Origin of the sequence: Streptomyces sp. NPDC020362 (assembly GCF_040642095.1) — a bacterium.
Lineage (GTDB): Bacteria > Actinomycetota > Actinomycetes > Streptomycetales > Streptomycetaceae > Streptomyces.
Genome location: NZ_JBFAET010000004.1, coordinates 129,831 through 146,206, shown reverse-complemented (window position 1 = coordinate 146,206; position 16,376 = coordinate 129,831). Strand labels below are relative to the sequence as shown.

Sequence of the window (16,376 nt, the reverse complement as noted above, 5' to 3'; positions counted from 1 at the left end):
GAACGTCCGTGCCTGGCAGGGGCGGGTGCATCCGGCACCTGCCCGGCCCGGCCCGCTCATTCGGTTCCGCGTCCAGGCCGTCGATCTGACGGCCCGTACGGACACCGTACGGATCCCCTTCTCGTCGTCTCTCGCCGTCTCTCGCCGTCGGCACAACGGGCGCCACTTTCCCGGCTGCCCGAGGCGGCCGCGTGAACGAGGCCCACCAAAGACGTGAGTTGTCCGCCCTGCCGGTGCTGCGGTCGCTCGCCCGGGACCGGGCGATGGAGTCCCGTATCGCCCTCGTTGACCGGATCGAGCAGGCTGTTCCGCTGTTGAAACGTCTCTGCAGTTAATAAGCAGGCAAAGGCAACGGCCGCCGCAGGCATATGCATTGACACTTCTTATGGAGCGCTTATAAACCTGTGAGTCTCTTGGGGGCGCTGGGACCTCACCTCACACGTCGTCCCTCCCTCCCTCAACCCCCCGCAGTTATGCACTCTGTAAAGGACAAACGTGTCCATAACTCGCCGTAGCACACGCCGCTCCGTGCGCATCCTGGGTGTTGCCTCCGCCTCCGCCGCACTGGCTCTCGGTGTCGCCGGCCAGGCCCTCGCCTGCAACATCAGTGAGTTCTCCGCCGAGGCCACGTGCACCGGTGACAAGGGCTCCGTCGTCGTCACCGACAAGGACGCCTCCGGCACCCCTGCCATCATCACCGTGTTCCTGAAGAGCGCCGCCGGCGTCGAGACGCAGGTCGGCAAGCCGCAGAACATCAAGGGCACCGCCAAGGGCGCCACGGTCACCTTCTCCGAGGACTGGAAGCCCAACGCGACCTACCGCGTCCACGTCAAGGCCGGCCACCTCGTCGACGAAGACGTCAAGCCCGCCCTCGTGACCCCCGCCACGGCGTGCAAGAAGGAGGAGTCCTCGACTCCGACTCCGCCGGCCACCCCGTCGCCGAAGCCGTCGAAGCCCACTGCGACCCCGACCCCGTCGGCCTCCGAGAGCAGCTCCGCCCCGGCGAGCGCGCCGAGCAACGCCCCCTCCCCGGCGGCCGGCGACTCGAACCTCGCCGAGACCGGTGCGAACTCCAACACCGGCCTGATCGCCGGTGCCGCGGGCGCCCTGGTCGTCGTCGGCGGCGGCGCCGTCTACTTCGGCATGCGCCGCCGTGGGGCGAAGAACGGCAGCTGACGCCCCCTTCGCACCCCGCTCGTACCACGCCGCGGCCCGTCCCCGAATCCCCCGGGGACGGGCCGCGGTCGTGTTCAGCCGAAGGTCGTCCGCTCCAGCCAGAACTCCAGCACCTCGCGCTCGCCCAGCACCTCCAGGCCGGGGGCGTCCAGCGGCAGCCGCCGGTAGAAGGCGAGCAGCAACGGGGTGAGCGGGCCGCGCAGGGCGACGGTGGCCTTCTCGTGGCCGCGGCGCCAGCCGACGCCCTCCTCGCCCAGCTCGACGAGCCATTCGGCGTTCAGTGCCGGGTCGGTGTCGGTGGCGTGCAGATGGATGCTGCGGCCGGGCCCGCGCAGTTCCTCGGCCGCCGGGTGCGCCGCGTTCTGCTGCACCCACTCCACGAGCTGGAGCCACTCGTCCAGCGCGTCGGCGGCGATGTCGGGGGCGACCTCGTAGGGCTGCGAGGCCGTGAGCGCGGCGTCGGCACGGTGCACGGTGATCTCGTGTGTCATGCGCCGGGCCCAGAAGCCGGAGTTGGCGATCCCGGCCCACGCCCACACCGAGGTGTCGGGCCCGGCCTCGCGCAGCGCCTCTACGACCCGCTCGCCGGTCTCCGCCAGCCACTTGTCCAGGACCGCCGCGTCGCCCCGCTGCTCGGGTCCCGCGGCGAGGGGGATCTGCTCCTGCGGGATGTTCTCCTGAGCCCGGTTGCGGACCAGGGCGTCCACCCAGCGCAGGGCGCCGCCCATATGACGCACGAGGTCCTCCAGCGACCAGTCCGGGCAGGTCGGTACGGTGGCGGACAGGTCCGTGCCGGACGTCACCACTGCCCTCAACTGCCCCACTTGGTGGGCGATTTCATCGCAGTACCGGTCATGTGCGAGCAAAGTCATGCCCCTCACCCTAGGGGCACGGTGATCAACCGAGCACGTCGATTTCCGTCACGTCGAACTCGACGCCCACGTCGGCCCCGGTCTCCGGCGCGTCCCGGAGCGCACAGGCCGCCTCCAGGAGCGGGCCACCGTCCCGGGGCCTCAGACGGACGGCCACATGGGTGCCCTTGAAGGTGCGGGCGGCCACCGTGCACGGCAGACCCTCGTCGGCCGCCACGAGCCGTACTCCGGCGGGCCGGACGAGCAGCGGGTAGTTGCCCTGGGGCGAGCCCTCGGGCACCGGCAGCTTGCCCCACGGGGTGTTCGCGACCGCGTCCGCGACGGTCGCCGGGACCACGTTGTCGAAACCCAGGAAACGGGCCACGAACTCGTCGGCGGGCCGCTGCCAGACCTCCAGGGGCGTGCCGGACTGAGCGATCCGCCCGTCGCGCATCACCACGACCCGGTCGGCCAGCGCGAAGGCCTCGCCCTGGTCATGGGTCACCGCGAGCACGGTCGTACCCAGCCGGCCGAACAGCTCGCGCAGTTCGACCACCAGCCGCTCCCGCAGCGAGCGGTCGAGTTGGCCGAGCGGTTCGTCGAGCATGAGCAGTCGGGGCCGGGGCGCCAGCGCCCGGGCGAGGGCCACCCGCTGCTGCTCACCGCCGGACAGCGCGGCCACGGCCCGCCGGGCGGCCCCCGGCAGGCCGACCAGCTCAAGCAACTGCCCGATCTCGGCGTCCCGTTCACGCTTGGGCACCCCGTGCATCCGCAGTCCGAAGGCCACGTTCCCGCCGACGTCCCGCTGCGGGAAGAGCTGATGGTCCTGGAACATCAGCCCGACGCCCCGCCGGTGCGCGGGCACGCCCGCCTGGTCGCGGCCGTCGAGCAGCACCCGCCCCGCGTCCAGGGGCTGCAGCCCGGCCACCGCCCTGAGCAGCGTGGACTTCCCGCTGCCGCTGGGTCCGAGCACACACACCACCTCGTGCTCGGCGACGTCCAGGCCGACCGCGTCGAGCACCGGCCGCCCCCCGAAGCGCACGGTCGCGGCCTGAAGGCTCAGCAGCATCAGAACTCCCCCGTCCGATCGGTGCGCAGCCGCTCCAGGACGAGCAGGGAGGCCGCGCACACCACCATCAGAATCGTGGACAGAGCCATCGCCTGCCCGTAGTTGAGGTCCCCGGGCCGGCTCAGCAGGCGGGCCACGGCGACCGGGAGCGTCGGGTTGTCGGGGCGCGCGATGAACACGGTCGCCCCGAACTCGCCGAGGGACACGGCGAACGCGAACCCTGCTGCGATCAGCAGCGCCCGCCGCACCAGCGGCAGGTCGATCTCCCGCCACACCCGCCAGGGCGAGGCCCCGAGCACGGCCGCCGCCTCCCTGAGCCGTCCGTCCACCGCCCGCAGCACGGGCAGCATGGTCCGTACGACGAAGGGGGCGCCGACCAGCGCCTGCGCGAGCGGGACGAGGATCCAGGACTGACGCAGGTCCAGCGGGGGCTTGTCCAGCGCGATCAGAAAGCCGAAGCCGACCGTCACGGCGGAGACGCCGAGGGGCAGCATCAGCAGCGCGTCGAAGCCGCGCACCAGCCGGCCCGCGTCCCGGCGGGCCAGTGCGGCGGCGGCGAGACCTCCGATCAGCACGGCGATGGCGGTGGCGGCGAAGGCGTACTCCAGGGAGGTCCACACGGCGTGCAGCGGTGCCACGAGGAACGTGCCGCCGTCCGCGTTCGTCAGCGCCCGGTAGTAGCCGAGACCGGGCGCGTCGAGGGAGCGCCGTACGAGCACGGCGAGCGGCAGGACCAGGAGCAGGGCGATGGTGACGAGGACCGAGGCGAGCAGCACCCACTGCCCGGCCCCGCGCGGCCGGCGGGCCGTGACCGAGGCGTCCACCAGGCGCAGGGCGGTCTCCCGCCGCCGTACCGTCCAGGCGTGCACGGCGAGGATCGCGCCCACCGCGACGAACTGGACGAGGGTGAGCACGGCGGCCGTGGACAGGTCGAACACCTCGGAGGTCTGCCGGTAGATCTCCACTTCGAGGGTGGAGAAGGTGGGCCCGCCGAGGATCTGCACCACACCGAAGGAGGTGAAGGTGAACAGGAACACCATCAGTGCGGCGGCGGCCACGGCGGGCGCGAGGGCCGGCAGGGTGATCTTCCGCCAGGCCCGCAGGGACGATGCACCGAGCATCCGGGCGGCCTGTTCCTGCCGGGGGTCGAGCTGGGCCCACAGTCCGCCGACCGTGCGCACGACGACGGCGTAGTTGAAGAAGACGTGCGCCAGCAGGATCGCCCACACCGTGGTGTCCAGCCGCACGCCCCACAGCTCGTCCAGCAGTCCGCCACGCCCGACCAGCGCCAGGAAGGCGGTGCCGACGACGACGGTCGGCAGTACGAACGGGACCGTGACGACGGCCCGCAGCACCTGCTTGCCGGGGAAGTCGAGGCGGGCGAAGACATAGGCGGCGGGCAGGGCGAGCAACAGCGTGAAGGCGGTGGAGGCGAGCGCCTGCCAGGTGGTGAACCACAGCACGTGCCGGATGTCCGGCTGGGTGACGACGTCCGTCATCCGCCCGAACTGCCAGACACCGTCCACCTTGAGCCCGCGCGCGACGATCGCGGCGACGGGCCAGGCGAAGAACACGGCGAAGAACGCGACGGGCAGGGCCATGAGCCCGAGCCGCGCCGCGCTCCCGCGCCGCCTCCTGGCCGCCGCCTCGTCCGCTGCGCCGGCCGCCGCCTCGTCCGCTGGCTCGGCCCCTACTTCAGTACGAGCGACGTCCACGACTTGACCCACTGGTCACGGTTGGCGGCGATCTTGGCGGGGGCGAGGGTCTCGGGGTTCTTGGCGGCCGGCCCGTACTTGGTGAAGTCGGCGGGCACCGCGGCGCCCTTCACCACCGGGTACACGAACATGTTCAGCGGCATGTCCTGCTGGAACTCCTTGGAGAGCAGGAAGTCGATGAACGCCTTGCCGCCCTTGGTGTTCTTCGCGTTGCTCAGCAGCCCGGCGAACTCGATCTGCCGGAAGCAAGTGCCGGTCGCGACGCCGGTCGGGGCGGTGCTGGGCCGCTTCTTGGCGTAGATCACCTCGGCGGGCGGGGAGGAGGCGTACGACACCACGAGCGGCCGGTCGCCACCAGCCTTCTTGCCCTCGGACGAACCGGAGAACTCCTGGTAGTAGGCCTGCTCCCAGCCGTCGACGACCTTGACGCCGTTGGCCTCGAGCTTCTTCCAGTAGCCCTGCCAGCCTCCCCCGCTCTCGGTCCCGTACTGCGCGGCGCTGCCGAGCAGGAAGCCGAGACCGGGCGAGGAGGTGGCCGCGTTCTCGGTGACGAGGAGGTTCTTGTACTCGGGCTTGGCGAGGTCGGCGAAGGTCTGCGGCGGGGTCAGCTTGTGCTCGCTGAAGTAGGCCTTGTCGTAGTTGACGCAGATGTCGCCGTAGTCGACGGGCGTGACCCGGTGCTTGTCCCGGTCGAGCTGGTAGGCGGCACCGGCGGTCGCGAGGCCCTTCGCCGTGTACGGCTGGAAGAGACCGTTGTCCAGGGCCCGGGACAGCAGGGTGTTGTCGACGCCGAAGAAGACGTCGCCCTGCGGGTTGTCCTTGGTCAGGATCGCCTTGTTGACGGCCTGGCCGGCGTCGCCGCCCATCAGGACCCGCACCTTGTACCCGGACTGCTTCTCGAAGTCCTTGAGCACGCTCTTGGAGACCTTCCACGAGTCGTGGCTGACGAGCGTCACGGTCTTGGAGTCCGTGGCGCTCTTGGTGTCCGTCGATCCGCACGCGGACAAGGTGAGAAGGCCGAGGCCGACCGCCGCGGCCACGAGGGTCTTGGTGTGCACGTGAATGTCCTCCTGGGGGTTGGCCAGGAAGAACGCGGCCCCGCCCGGTCCTTCGGGAAGGATCCGGGCAGGGCGCAACAGCATGAGTGGAGACCGAACTTCCTACCCAGAATGACCTGGGCGAGGTTCAGAGGGTCTGCGGCCCGATTGCCGCACTCTCAGCGCTGTGGCGCTCCCCTGTCGGAATATGAAGATGTGGTTGACGTGGCCAGATTACCGCTCGGTGGCCGCCAGCTGACCGCACGCCCCGTCGATCTCCTGGCCCCGGGTGTCCCGGACGGTGACCGGCACGCCATGGGCGGCGATCGCCTCCACGAACGCCTTCTCGTCCTCGGGGCGCGAGGCGGTCCACTTCGACCCCGGCGTCGGGTTCAGCGGAATGAGGTTGACGTGCACGGGCTTGCCCCTGAGCAGCCGCCCGAGCCGGTCACCGCGCCAGGCCTGGTCGTTGATGTCCCGGATCAGGGCGTACTCGATGGACAGGCGGCGCCCGGACTTCTCGACGTACTCGAACCCGGCGTCCAGCACCTCGCGCACCTTCCACCGCGTGTTCACGGGGACGAGGGTGTCGCGCAGCTCGTCGTCGGGGGCGTGCAGGGAGATCGCCAGCCGGCACTTGAAGCCCTCGTCGGCGAACCGGTGGATGGCAGGCACCAGTCCGACGGTCGACACGGTGATGCCGCGCTGGGACAGCCCGAGGCCGTCCGGTGCGGGATCGGTGAGCGCGCGGATGGCCCCCACCACGCGCTTGTAGTTGGCGAGCGGCTCGCCCATCCCCATGAAGACGATGTTGGACAGCCGCGCCGGCCCACCGGGGACGTCGCCGTCACGCAGCGCCCGCATCCCGTCCACGATCTGATGGACGATCTCCGCGGTCGACAGATTACGGTCGAGCCCCGCCTGCCCCGTCGCGCAGAACGGGCAGTTCATCCCGCACCCGGCCTGTGAGCTGATGCACATGGTCACCCGGTCCGGGTAGCGCATCAGCACGGACTCGACGAGCGTGCCGTCGAACAGCCGCCACAGCGTCTTGCGCGTCGTGCCCTGGTCGGTCGACAGATGCCGGACGACGGACATCAGCTCCGGGAACAGCGCCTCGCGCAGCCTGTCCCGCGAGCCGGCCGGGATGTCGGTCCACTGCTCGGGGTCGTGCGCGTACCGCGCGAAGTAGTGCTGCGAGAGCTGCTTGGCACGGAACGGCTTCTCGCCGATCTCGGCCACCGCTTCCTTGCGCTCGGCAGGCGTGAGGTCGGCAAGGTGCCGCGGCGGCTTCTTGGCTCCGCGCGGGGCGACGAAAGTGAGTTCTCCGGGCTTAGGCATGGCTGTATCAGTGTCGCAGATCCAATTGGGTGACCTGCGGGAGTCGCTCGCTACGACTGTCGTTAGTAGGCGTCACCGGTCGCTGCTGAGCGGCTTCGGACGGCCCAGAGACGGCCCAGGGGCGATCACTCGTCGGCTGCCAGCCACTCGTCGAGCCGGACTCTGACCTGGCGGTTGTGCGCGTGCCAGAAGACCTCACCGCTGACGAAGGTCCCGAGGGCCGGGAGGTCCATCCCCTGCGGCATGGACGTGATCTCCGCCAGCGCTATGGCGTTCGGCACGCCATCTATATGTATGAAGATCCCGAAGGGCTGGCGACCGATGACCTCGCCGGTGATCCGGCTTCCTACGGGCAGCGTCGCGACGGTTGCCGGCCAGCTTTCCAGCACCGCGTCCGCGGCCGGCGCTTTACGGCCCGTGGGCCACGCATACTCATCCATCGCTAGATTCTGACGCCTCGGTCACCGGGGACTCAGAGGATGCGGGCACACCTCCAGCGGACTGGCCCCGCAGCTCTCCGTCACCCCCGCGACGAGCTGCCGCGGGCCGTCGCCGTCCGTGGGTGTTGCCATCAGCCGTGCCGACATTGGCGTCGGCGCCTCCTGGTGGCGGACCACCTCTTGAGGAGTTCTCTCTGCTGACCGACGAGCCGGACGTTCTGGGCCGAGCCTCGGCGTGTAGCGCGCGCAGGCGCCTCTCGGGATACGGCGGCGTGCACCCATGTTGCCGTCAACAGGTGCCGTCAAGTGCTGCTCGGTCTTACGCGAAAACGTGTAACGACGCCCTCTGCTGATCGGGGACGACGCATTCGCCACCTATCCCCTACGCGGTAGGTGTAGCCCGGGAAGACTGCTCAGCAGCGCTCGGCTCATCGACAGGTGCAGCGGAGTCTTTGCCCACGGTTTCATTGCGAGTACTGCGCAACGCCATGTACGTCGTCACGACACCTCCGACAACGGCTGCTGCCGTACTGAGCGGAGTAGCAAGGGCTGGGGCACTCCATACCGCGAGAACAACCAAGAGTCTTGCACAAGGCCCCGCGCCTCTACCTCCTCATAGATTCCGCGTGCTGCCCGACCATGTTTTCCATGCATCAGCCGCAGATAGAATAAGGAGAGACTTGCTTAATTACCCACCCACGCCAAAGCAAATGATGAGAGGGTGAAAGTCCGCCAAGCTCTCTGAATGGCCGCCGTACTGAGTGGCGCACTACATCGAGCCGCGTCGCAAGCTCGGCACGTACGACAGCCGCCACGTGTCAAACAGCGGGAGATCCGCCCGTGGTCCCTGGACGATAACGTTCCTGGAAGCCGCCCACCGGGACCCGCTGTACGCCGTGTTCGTGCTAGCCGTGGCCATGGGCCTGCGGCGCGGTGAGCTGGTGGGGCTGCGCTGGTCCGATGTGGATCTGGACAACCGCGTCCTGCACGTCCGCCAACAGACGCAGCGGCGCCGGGGCACCTTGTACGACGATGCCCCTAAGAGCCGTCGCAGCCGCGTGGTGCCGATACCGGCGCTGTGCATCGCGCCGCTGCGCTGGCACCGGCTGCGGCAGCGGGAGGCGTTCGCGCGCACGGGCGTCGCATGGTCGGAGAAGGGCTACGTCTCCGCCACGCGGAACGGTCGGCTGGTGGAGCCGCGCAACGTCTACCGGTCGTTCACGAGGGTCGCAGCCGATGCCGGGCTGCGGGTGGTCCGGTTGCACGATGCCCGTCACGGCTGCGCGACGCTGCTGACGGCGGCCGGCGTTGCGCCGCGAGTCATCATGGAGATCCTCGGGCACGGTCAGATCAGCATCACGATGGACGTGTACACGCACGTCGTGCACGACACCCAGCGGGAGGCGATCAGGCACATGGACCGGCTGCTCAAACGCCGTCTTCCGGGCGCCTGAGAGGCGACTGCCGTCAAATGGTGCCGTCAAAACGCCCCGGACCATGATCGGTCCGGGGCGTTTTGCCTGGTGCCCCGGCAGGATTCGAACCTGCGACACCCGCTTCAGGAGCGAGGTTGGGCGGTCACGGGCGTGACCTGCCGGTTCCCAGCCTTGGCCAGAGTCTGCCGAACTCGCCCCTACAAACCCCGGCTCCCCGTGAGCCCCCGTCCGTTCTGGCACGTGAGTGGCACGGGCCGGGACCGCGTGGTACCTCGCTGCTGTACTGCGACGGTCCAGGGGTGCCGACCGAGTGGTCCATGAGCCAACGTTGGGCCCCAGCTCGGTCAGGAGCCGACGAACAGACTGATCGTCAGATATCCAAGTGCCCCTGCCTTAATCCTTTGCCGCGTCCGAGCCGAAGCAACTACGTTCTCCGGGCCGCCTATCACCCAGGCCGATGGAGACACCTTGACCATGCGCATCACCCCGCTGACCGATCCCGACGCCGGACTGTCCTCCCGCCGACTGGCGTGGCTGGCCTCCGGCGCCGACGGAGTGCCCGTCGGGTCGGCGTTCCTGCGCCTCTTCACCAGGACCGGACAGGAGCATCTCGCCGAACTGGAGCTGCGGGTCCACCCGGCCGAGCGGCGGAAGGGAACCGGCTCGCGCCTCCTGGAGGCGGCCGTGGCCGCCGCGCGAGAGGACGGCCGGCGCTGCGTCATCACTCAGGCCGAGGCGGGCTCTCCCGGTGACGGGTTCCTGCCGGCCCGGGGCTTCCACAGGGTCCTGACCCTGGTCTTCACCCGGCTCCCGCTGGCCGAGCCGGACATCACGGCTCTCACCGGGATCATCGAGGAGCCGCATCCCGGCTACCGGCTGACCTCCTGGGAGGGCACGGTTCCCGACGACCTCGCCGAGACCTATGTCGAGTCGCGTCACGCCATGGACGACATGCCGATGGGCAGCACCGACTTCGGCACCGTGACCTGGGACCTGGAGCGGGTCAGGGCCGCCGCCGCGGACGTCGAGAAGCGGGGCGACCTGCTGCACACCGTCGCCGCCGTCGACGAGTCGGACGGCTCGATCGCCGGGTTCACCGAACTGGTGGTCCCCGGCGACGGCAAGGGCGACGGCCAGCACTACGGCACCGGCGTCCTGCCCCGGCACCGCGGCCATGACCTCGGCCGCTGGATGAAGGCCGCCTCCATCCGGCACGCCCTCGAACGGCACCCGGATCTGGGCGGCCTGCTGACCGACACCGCCGACAACAACCCGCACATGATGCGCATCAACGACGCGCTCGGCTATGCGCCGACCCACACGACGTTCGAGTACCAGCTCGACCTCTGAGGTCTGGTCTACTGATCGGCCCTTCCGCTGACCAGCGGGACAGAAGAAGCCCACGGCTCTGACCAGTTCAGATGCCGTGGGCTTCTGTCATTGTTGGTCGGCGTTGGTTGACCTCGGACGGCCCAGGGACGGCCCCGGACTGCGCGGCCCTGGAAGACGCCGACCACCTCGATGCGAACTATGGGCGGGGCGGTTGGTGAGGTTCGTTGGGCCCGCCAGGAAGGGGGCCAGGGTCAGCGACGGCCAGCACCGGTCAGCCCGGTTGCTGTACTCCGCTGCTGTACAGCACGCCCGGCGCAAAGCATGGTCACCAGCTCCGTGACGTCAAGGACTGCCCTGACGACATCGGCGGCCACGGTCCAAGTGATCACTCGCCAGGGAAGCCGGCCTAGAGCTGCCGGCCGAAGCTGAACTTGAGCGTGGCTACGCGTTCGAAGCCGTGCTCCTCATGGGAGACGCGGAAACCATCTCGGCAGCCAGATCGCTGCAGCGGCACGCCTGGGTACTCGAACAGTTCATGAGACGGAACCGAGACGGACGCAGGAGAGGTGGAACTGGCCTCCCACCTGGTCGGTGGCGGAAGCGGGCCCCAAAACCGTTGAGGTGCAGGAAGAGGTCCATGGTCGCTGCGTCGAGCGGAACGAGGACCAGGTCGAGATCCTCGACCGCCCTAGATTCTGAGTCGGTTCTGCGAGACATTCAGGCGGGTGGCCGAAGCGACGGTGGGGGTCTCGTGCTGGGTGATGGCTCAAATGAACCGATGATCACTGTCTACGTGCGGCAGGCACTCAGTGGCGACGTGGAAGTCTCCCTCGAACCTCTAAAGGGGGTAGCTCCTACGCGGATCCCGCTTCCAAGCAACCCTGTCTTCCTCGATCAGCTCCGTGCGCGTGTCGATGGGGCCATTCGCGCAGTGACGGGGGTGTCGGACATTGGGTCTGCCCGGAAGGAACTCAAGCGGCTCGCTCATGAGCTTCTGGGGAAGAGGAGAACGGCCCGGGCGGCTGCCCAGGCGGAGCAATGGCGTGACACGCCTTCGACGACAGAGCCCGTCTCGCCTCATCACAACGCTAGCGTTCGTACGCTTTCGGGCGGACTTCCGGGTCTAGGCAAACGACACTGAGGACAGCGGAGTTTCAATGACCGAGTCAAGGCGACCGGCGCCGGCCGATAGCCTGGACGGCGCCCGTACTCGGCCAAGGCTTTGCGGTCTGCCCTCATCCTCATCAGGTCGATCATGCGGGACCGTCGACGTAGACCAGCCCTCCCAGGGCCTGGTATTGCCGTGCGCCCAGGTTCAGCCGTGACCGCTGCTGTTCGTGCCTGTTGGTGTCAGCCGCCATTGTCCCCCTTGACAACCTGGGGGAGGCAGAGGTCAGGGGCGGTTCAGACCCCACGTCTGCAGGGCGTAGGGCCGCCCCTTCTCCTCACCCGTGATCAGCGGCACGTCGAGCAGCCTGAAGCCCGCCTTGGTGGCTACGGCGACGCTGGCGGCGTTCTCGGCCTCCAGCTCCAAGACCACCTGCCCCGCGCCCAGCTGCTCGAAGGCGTACGCGGCCATCACCCGCACCGCCCGCGCCGCCAGCCCCTGGCCGCGGTGCGCCGGGCCGATCGCGTAGCCGAGTTCCGTACTCTCGGGAGCACGCCGCAGCATCACCTCGCCGAGCGGTGCGCCGCCGTCGACGGTGATGGCGAGCAGGATGGTCGAGCCCTCCGCCCGCAGCTGCCGGTCTCGGCTCAGCCGTGCGCGGGCGGCCGCTTCGTCGAAGGGGGAGACGATCGGTGTCCAGTACGCGATATCGGGGTGGTCGAACAGCGCCGGCATCGCGGCCAGGTCCGCCTCCGTCCAGTTGCGGAGGACGAGCCCCTCCCCCGAGAGCTCGATCCGCTCGGGAAAGGACGACGTGGTGCTGCTCATGGTGGGGGACCTCCCTGGCCTGTTCAGGACGAGGCAGGATAACCGGGGCAGACAAAGGCTCACCCGAATTTTCCGGGGACTCTCGCACCTCGGCCGTGGTGGTGCGCTCGGCTTTTCACCAGCCCCCACCCCCACCTACCCCAGCTCCCATCCCGTCCGCCGTCGACCCACACTCCGTGGAGCAGGCGTGGTCCCTGGCGTCCAGGTGGAGCGCGCCACTGTACGAAGGACCTGGACACCAGGGGCCGCGTCTGCTCGGCTCTGCCTGGGTCGACGGTGGGCGGGATGGGAGCACCCCGCGCACGCCCCTACGGACCCGCAGTCGAAAACGGCGCCTCCTCCATCCCGGTGCCGGCCGATCCCCCGCCGGAGGCACTGCTCTGACCGTGGCCTTGCCCGTCCAGGTCTCGACTCAGGGTCGTAGCTCGCTGCGGCCCCAGGGCCGGCCCCGGCGCCGAAGGCGCAGAGGGGCCGAGCCCAAGGGGCCGGCCCGCGCCGTGCGCGGGCCCTTGACATCCAGGAGTGGAAGCCCGCAGTGGCGGTGGCTGGCGTCATCCCGGACGCCGGGGGCAGATGGCGAGTGCGACCCGGCTCGCGAGCACGGAATGCACGCGCTAAGGCACTTCTATGCGTCCGTTCTGCTGGACGGTGGAGAGAGTATCAAGGCCGTCAGCCAGTATCTGGGTCACACTGATCCGGCAATGAAACTGCGAGCGTACGCGCACCTTACGCCGTCGAGTCAGGAGCGTATACGAAAGGCCATCGACAAAGCTCTCGGGGCTAGTTGGTTCCATCTGCTAGTGCAGTGCTACCACCGTCGGCATCCAGGTCGGCGAGAGAAAGGACGGCGGTGGCTAGCGCATTCAGCGCCACTTCGGGATTAGCTTGAATCTCCGGGAAACGCGTAAGGGCGTGCATTTCAAGTTGGTTTAGAGTGCGCACAAAAACGACGGGCGCACCGTTGAAATGGTACTTAACCACTAGGAGAGAACCAATCCTAATGCACGCGCGATTGACTTCTTCGAGACTCGTGAGCAGACCCGAAACAGCCTCGGACTCCTTGACGTTCACTTCGGCTTGACGGAGGTCGAGCTGCGCCAGCTCAAGACCACGCTCCACCTTCATGAGTCGGATCTTCAGCTCATCCAGCCCCACTTGCGCCACCGCACGCGACCGCCGGAAGATCGATCCGCGACGAACCTCCGGCTCTCCCACTTCTTTATAGCCGAGGACTTCAACCACCTGCAGTGCACTTTGAACTATCTGCTCAATCGCACTTTCATCTTCAGAGCCGATATAGATATCTACAGCTACTTCGCCCGCGGCCACTCCGGATTCATCCGAAGCCGCCTGACTATCGATAGCCAGGAGTCCTGGGGGGCTACCTTCCACGAAGGCGAGGAAGCCGGAACGGCGGAAGGGAACGAACCGTGCCGCCTGATAGGGGGAGACCTCTTCCTGAGCCCCGAGAACGTCCACGTGGTTTGCCAGGAAGCGCCGTTCGATCTGGTCAGCGTATGAGTTCAACTGGCGCAGCATCTCAAGGAGGTCCTGCCGCATGCCCTTCCGCACCCAAGGGCGCAACTTCACGTAGCCCAGGACCCTCCGGTTCCTCATCTGCAGGGCGGTCGCAAGACCGTCCGCCGACCACACAATATTGTTCGCCAAGTCATACAGGGAATTCGCTCGTTGATCTGCACGCTCGAAATCCCGTTCGATCCGGTCTCTGTGCAAGTCCAGTTGACGCAAAATCTCAAGGAGGGAGTAGCCCATGTCCTCCTGCGCCGCAGGCGGCAGTTTCACGTTCTTCTCTTCGAGAGAAACCGCAAGGCGCTGCACTGAGATCATGACGCGGTGCGCCAACTCACGCAAAGAATCCACCCGTTGAGCTTACGGACAATCAGGCTTGATCACGCGTGAATCCACCATCTCATTGGCAGACAGGTTCTCCGACAGGCAGGTTCTGAGGGTTGATCGACGGCCCGGAGACGGCCCAGCAACCGGCGCGAGCCACCTACTGGCGGCAAAACCGCAGGTAAGCGGGCCGTTCTCATCCAAGTGACGCCAGTTCTCCGGGCTTAGGCATGGCCCTGCCAGGGTCGCAGATCGAATCCTGTGACCTGGGGGCTCGTTCGCCCACCTGGTCGTCGCTGTCGACTCCGGTCGTCCCAAGTCCCCCACGGACGGCCCGGAGACCGCCCGGCCTGATGACGCCCGCCGAGGCATCAGTGCAGGTAGACCCCTCGCTCAAGGGCACACCCACGCCGACGGAGACGTCACCCGAGCCATGGCGCCCAGCGCCACACAGCAATCTCACATCGAAGACCCGGGCGACAAGCCTCAATCGCCTGCTGCCTGGTGAGCCGGGTCACGCGCGGTCGTCGGCGCCGCGTCAGCCGACCAGGAGTACGAGCTTCCCGCGCACGTGACCGTCCTCGCCGACGCGGTGCGCGTGCGCGATCTCGGTGAGCGGGAAGGTCTGCGCGACCGGGAGCGAGAACCTTCCGGCCTCGATCAGCCCTCCGATGTCGGCGAGCGCATGGACCGCGCGTCCGCCGTCCCCGCGGCTGAACATCACGCCGTGCTCCTGCGCGCCGGCGAAGTCGCTGATCGTCACGACGTGGTCCGGCCCGCCCGCGAGCTCGATGAGCTCGGGCAGCACGCCGCTCCCGGCGACATCCAGCGCCACGTCGACGCCGTCGGGCGCGAGCGCGCGAACCCGCTCGACGAGGCCCGCGCCGTAGGCGACGGGCTCGGCCTCCAGTGAGCGGAGGTACGCGTGGTTCGCCGGACCGGCGGTGCCGATCACGCGCGCGCCGCGCACCACGGCGAGCTGAACCGCCGCGCTGCCCACGCTTCCGGAGGCCCCGTTGACGAGCAGCGTGCTGCCGCCCCCGACGCCGAGCTGGTCGAGCGCGCGCGTGGCCGTCTCGATGGCGGCCGGCAGCGCGGCAGCGCCGGGGAAGTCGATCGACGGCGGGATCGGCGCAAAGTAGGACAGCACCGCCAGCTCGGCCTGGGCCGCCCCCTCGAGAGAGAAGCCGAACACACGATCGCCGACGGCTACGTCCGCAACGCCCTCGCCGACCTCGTCGACGACGCCCGCCGCCTCGTGGCCCAGGGTCTGCGGGAGCTCCTCGTCCATCAGGCCCCTGCGCTTCTTCCAGTCGCTCGGGTTGACGCCGGCCGCGCGCACCGCGATCCGGACCTGTCCGGGACCCGGATGCGGATCGGGGAGATCCACGATCTCGAGGACCTCCGGGCCCCCGAACCGGTGGAAACGCACTGCCTTCATCATTCGCTCCGATCTCGCCCCCAGGGTGTCGCGCGTGCTGCGCGCTCGACAGCGAACGCTGCTCTTCCCGTTCCGACACCGTACGTAAACGGACGACGTTCTTCTTGACAACTCATTTGACGACCGGGCGACCACGCCGACTGAGATGACCTGCACGTGCGGTCGACCGGCGGGGAGAGCCCGAGCAGCGGCCGGTCCGAGGTGCGGACGGCCCGGAGACGGCCGGGCAACCCGGCACGGACTCGCATGATCCACGGCGGTGCCCGCCCGGGCCGGCCGCACTCTCCTGACACCTTTCTGTCGCTGCCGGCGGTCTCCGCGAGGCTCTTCAGCGGTAGCGTCGCCTGATCGACAGGGCGCGGCCGGGCGGCGCCCCCGTCACGGACCCCCCGCGAGGCCGCCGCCCGATGGTGACAGAAGAGCGTGAGGCATCGATGACGCACTCTGCCGGCCCGCCCTCGCCCGGTCGTCGGCACCCGGACCCGCGGCACCGGCTGCGGCCCCGGAGTTCGCGGTTTCTCGTCCTCGGCATGTGCTCGGCCGTCGGCGGGCTCGGCGGCGGGGTGCGCTCCGTGTGGGACGGCACCGGGGTCTGGACGGTCCTCGGCTCCTTCGGCCTGGGCATTCTCGGTGTGCTCATGGCCGTGAACTACTTCGTCGCCCACGAGGACCGGCGAGGCCGCCGCTGAACCCCTGGGGACTCCGGGGCGAGCGACGCGCGCCGGGTGTCGGAAACCCGCTTGGCCGC

13 protein-coding genes, 1 pseudogene and 1 riboswitch are annotated in these 16,376 nt (G+C 68.8%); of the genes and pseudogenes, 5 read left to right on the top strand and 9 right to left on the bottom strand.

Going from position 1 to position 16,376, the window contains the following annotated elements; genetic code table 11:
• The first annotated feature begins 528 nt into the window (after nt 1-528).
• The gene (locus AB0H32_RS03470; RefSeq protein WP_361113495.1) at nt 529-1,176 is read left to right on the top strand and encodes an LAETG motif-containing sortase-dependent surface protein; all 648 of its coding nucleotides are present in this window, start codon (nt 529-531) and stop codon (nt 1,174-1,176) included.
• Nucleotides 1,177-1,250: 74 nt separating this feature from the next.
• On the opposite strand, the gene AB0H32_RS03465 is transcribed toward AB0H32_RS03470, so the two are convergent.
• The 6 genes from AB0H32_RS03465 to AB0H32_RS03440 all read right to left on the bottom strand — a co-directional run bounded on the left by AB0H32_RS03465 (nt 1,251) and on the right by AB0H32_RS03440 (nt 7,629).
• Nucleotides 1,251-2,048, bottom strand: a complete 798-nt coding sequence (locus AB0H32_RS03465) for a maleylpyruvate isomerase family mycothiol-dependent enzyme (protein ID WP_361113492.1) — start codon at nt 2,046-2,048, stop codon at nt 1,251-1,253.
• 25 nt (nt 2,049-2,073) lie between these two features.
• Nucleotides 2,074-3,096, bottom strand: coding sequence for an ABC transporter ATP-binding protein (locus tag AB0H32_RS03460; RefSeq protein WP_361113489.1), 1,023 nt, complete (start codon nt 3,094-3,096; stop codon nt 2,074-2,076).
• Complete coding sequence (locus tag AB0H32_RS03455) at nt 3,096-4,697, bottom strand: iron ABC transporter permease (RefSeq protein ID WP_361113486.1); 1,602 nt, start codon at nt 4,695-4,697, stop codon at nt 3,096-3,098. Before AB0H32_RS03455 ends, AB0H32_RS03460 begins: the two co-directional genes overlap by 1 nt.
• 89 nt (nt 4,698-4,786) lie before the next feature.
• Nucleotides 4,787-5,869, bottom strand: coding sequence for a thiamine ABC transporter substrate-binding protein (locus AB0H32_RS03450; protein ID WP_361113570.1), 1,083 nt, complete (start codon nt 5,867-5,869; stop codon nt 4,787-4,789).
• A gap of 81 nt (nt 5,870-5,950) precedes the next feature.
• Nucleotides 5,951-6,058: riboswitch (TPP riboswitch) on the bottom strand.
• 24 nt (nt 6,059-6,082) lie between these two features.
• A complete protein-coding gene (rlmN, locus tag AB0H32_RS03445; RefSeq protein ID WP_361113483.1) occupies nt 6,083-7,189 on the bottom strand; it encodes a 23S rRNA (adenine(2503)-C(2))-methyltransferase RlmN in 1,107 nt (368 codons plus the stop codon).
• 125 nt (nt 7,190-7,314) lie between these two features.
• Nucleotides 7,315-7,629, bottom strand: coding sequence for a hypothetical protein (locus tag AB0H32_RS03440; RefSeq protein ID WP_361113480.1), 315 nt, complete (start codon nt 7,627-7,629; stop codon nt 7,315-7,317).
• Between the two features lie 815 nt (nt 7,630-8,444).
• Here AB0H32_RS03440 and AB0H32_RS03435 point away from each other — a divergent pair.
• Nucleotides 8,445-9,083, top strand: coding sequence for a site-specific integrase (locus AB0H32_RS03435; protein ID WP_361113477.1), 639 nt, complete (start codon nt 8,445-8,447; stop codon nt 9,081-9,083).
• 450 nt (nt 9,084-9,533) lie between these two features.
• Nucleotides 9,534-10,415, top strand: coding sequence for a GNAT family N-acetyltransferase (locus tag AB0H32_RS03430; RefSeq protein ID WP_361113474.1), 882 nt, complete (start codon nt 9,534-9,536; stop codon nt 10,413-10,415).
• A 1,375-nt stretch (nt 10,416-11,790) separates the two neighbouring features.
• Here the strand turns inward: AB0H32_RS03430 and AB0H32_RS03425 are convergent.
• The gene (locus tag AB0H32_RS03425; RefSeq protein WP_361113471.1) at nt 11,791-12,333 is read right to left on the bottom strand and encodes a GNAT family N-acetyltransferase; all 543 of its coding nucleotides are present in this window, start codon (nt 12,331-12,333) and stop codon (nt 11,791-11,793) included.
• Between the two features lie 508 nt (nt 12,334-12,841).
• On the opposite strand from AB0H32_RS03425, the pseudogene AB0H32_RS03420 reads away from it, so the two are divergent.
• Nucleotides 12,842-13,217: pseudogene (locus AB0H32_RS03420) on the top strand (tyrosine-type recombinase/integrase); the annotation flags it as partial.
• On the opposite strand, the gene AB0H32_RS03415 reads toward AB0H32_RS03420, so the two are convergent.
• Both AB0H32_RS03415 and AB0H32_RS03410 read right to left on the bottom strand, forming a co-directional pair.
• Nucleotides 13,114-14,214, bottom strand: a complete 1,101-nt coding sequence (locus AB0H32_RS03415; protein WP_361113469.1) for a hypothetical protein — start codon at nt 14,212-14,214, stop codon at nt 13,114-13,116. The pseudogene AB0H32_RS03420 and the gene AB0H32_RS03415 overlap by 104 nt on opposite strands.
• Before the next feature lie 511 nt (nt 14,215-14,725).
• On the bottom strand, nt 14,726-15,628 hold the full coding sequence (locus AB0H32_RS03410; protein WP_361113467.1) for an NADP-dependent oxidoreductase: 903 nt from the start codon (nt 15,626-15,628) through the stop codon (nt 14,726-14,728).
• Between the two features lie 434 nt (nt 15,629-16,062).
• Between AB0H32_RS03410 and AB0H32_RS03405 the strand changes: the two genes are divergently transcribed.
• Nucleotides 16,063-16,317 carry a hypothetical protein gene (locus AB0H32_RS03405; protein WP_361113465.1) on the top strand — a complete coding sequence of 85 codons (255 nt, stop codon included), beginning with the start codon at nt 16,063-16,065 and terminating at the stop codon, nt 16,315-16,317.
• Nucleotides 16,318-16,376: the final 59 nt, after the last annotated feature.

Coding starts and splice junctions, on each gene's coding strand:
- AB0H32_RS03465 (WP_361113492.1), bottom strand. CDS start 2,048: ATGACTTTGCTCGCACATGACCGGTACTGCGATGAAATCGCCCACCAA.
- AB0H32_RS03460 (WP_361113489.1), bottom strand. CDS start 3,096: ATGCTGCTGAGCCTTCAGGCCGCGACCGTGCGCTTCGGGGGGCGGCCG.
- AB0H32_RS03455 (WP_361113486.1), bottom strand. CDS start 4,697: ATGGCCCTGCCCGTCGCGTTCTTCGCCGTGTTCTTCGCCTGGCCCGTC.
- rlmN (WP_361113483.1), bottom strand. CDS start 7,189: ATGCCTAAGCCCGGAGAACTCACTTTCGTCGCCCCGCGCGGAGCCAAG.
- AB0H32_RS03440 (WP_361113480.1), bottom strand. CDS start 7,629: ATGGATGAGTATGCGTGGCCCACGGGCCGTAAAGCGCCGGCCGCGGAC.
- AB0H32_RS03425 (WP_361113471.1), bottom strand. CDS start 12,333: ATGAGCAGCACCACGTCGTCCTTTCCCGAGCGGATCGAGCTCTCGGGG.
- AB0H32_RS03410 (WP_361113467.1), bottom strand. CDS start 15,628: ATGAAGGCAGTGCGTTTCCACCGGTTCGGGGGCCCGGAGGTCCTCGAG.
- AB0H32_RS03405 (WP_361113465.1), top strand. CDS start 16,063: ATGACGCACTCTGCCGGCCCGCCCTCGCCCGGTCGTCGGCACCCGGAC.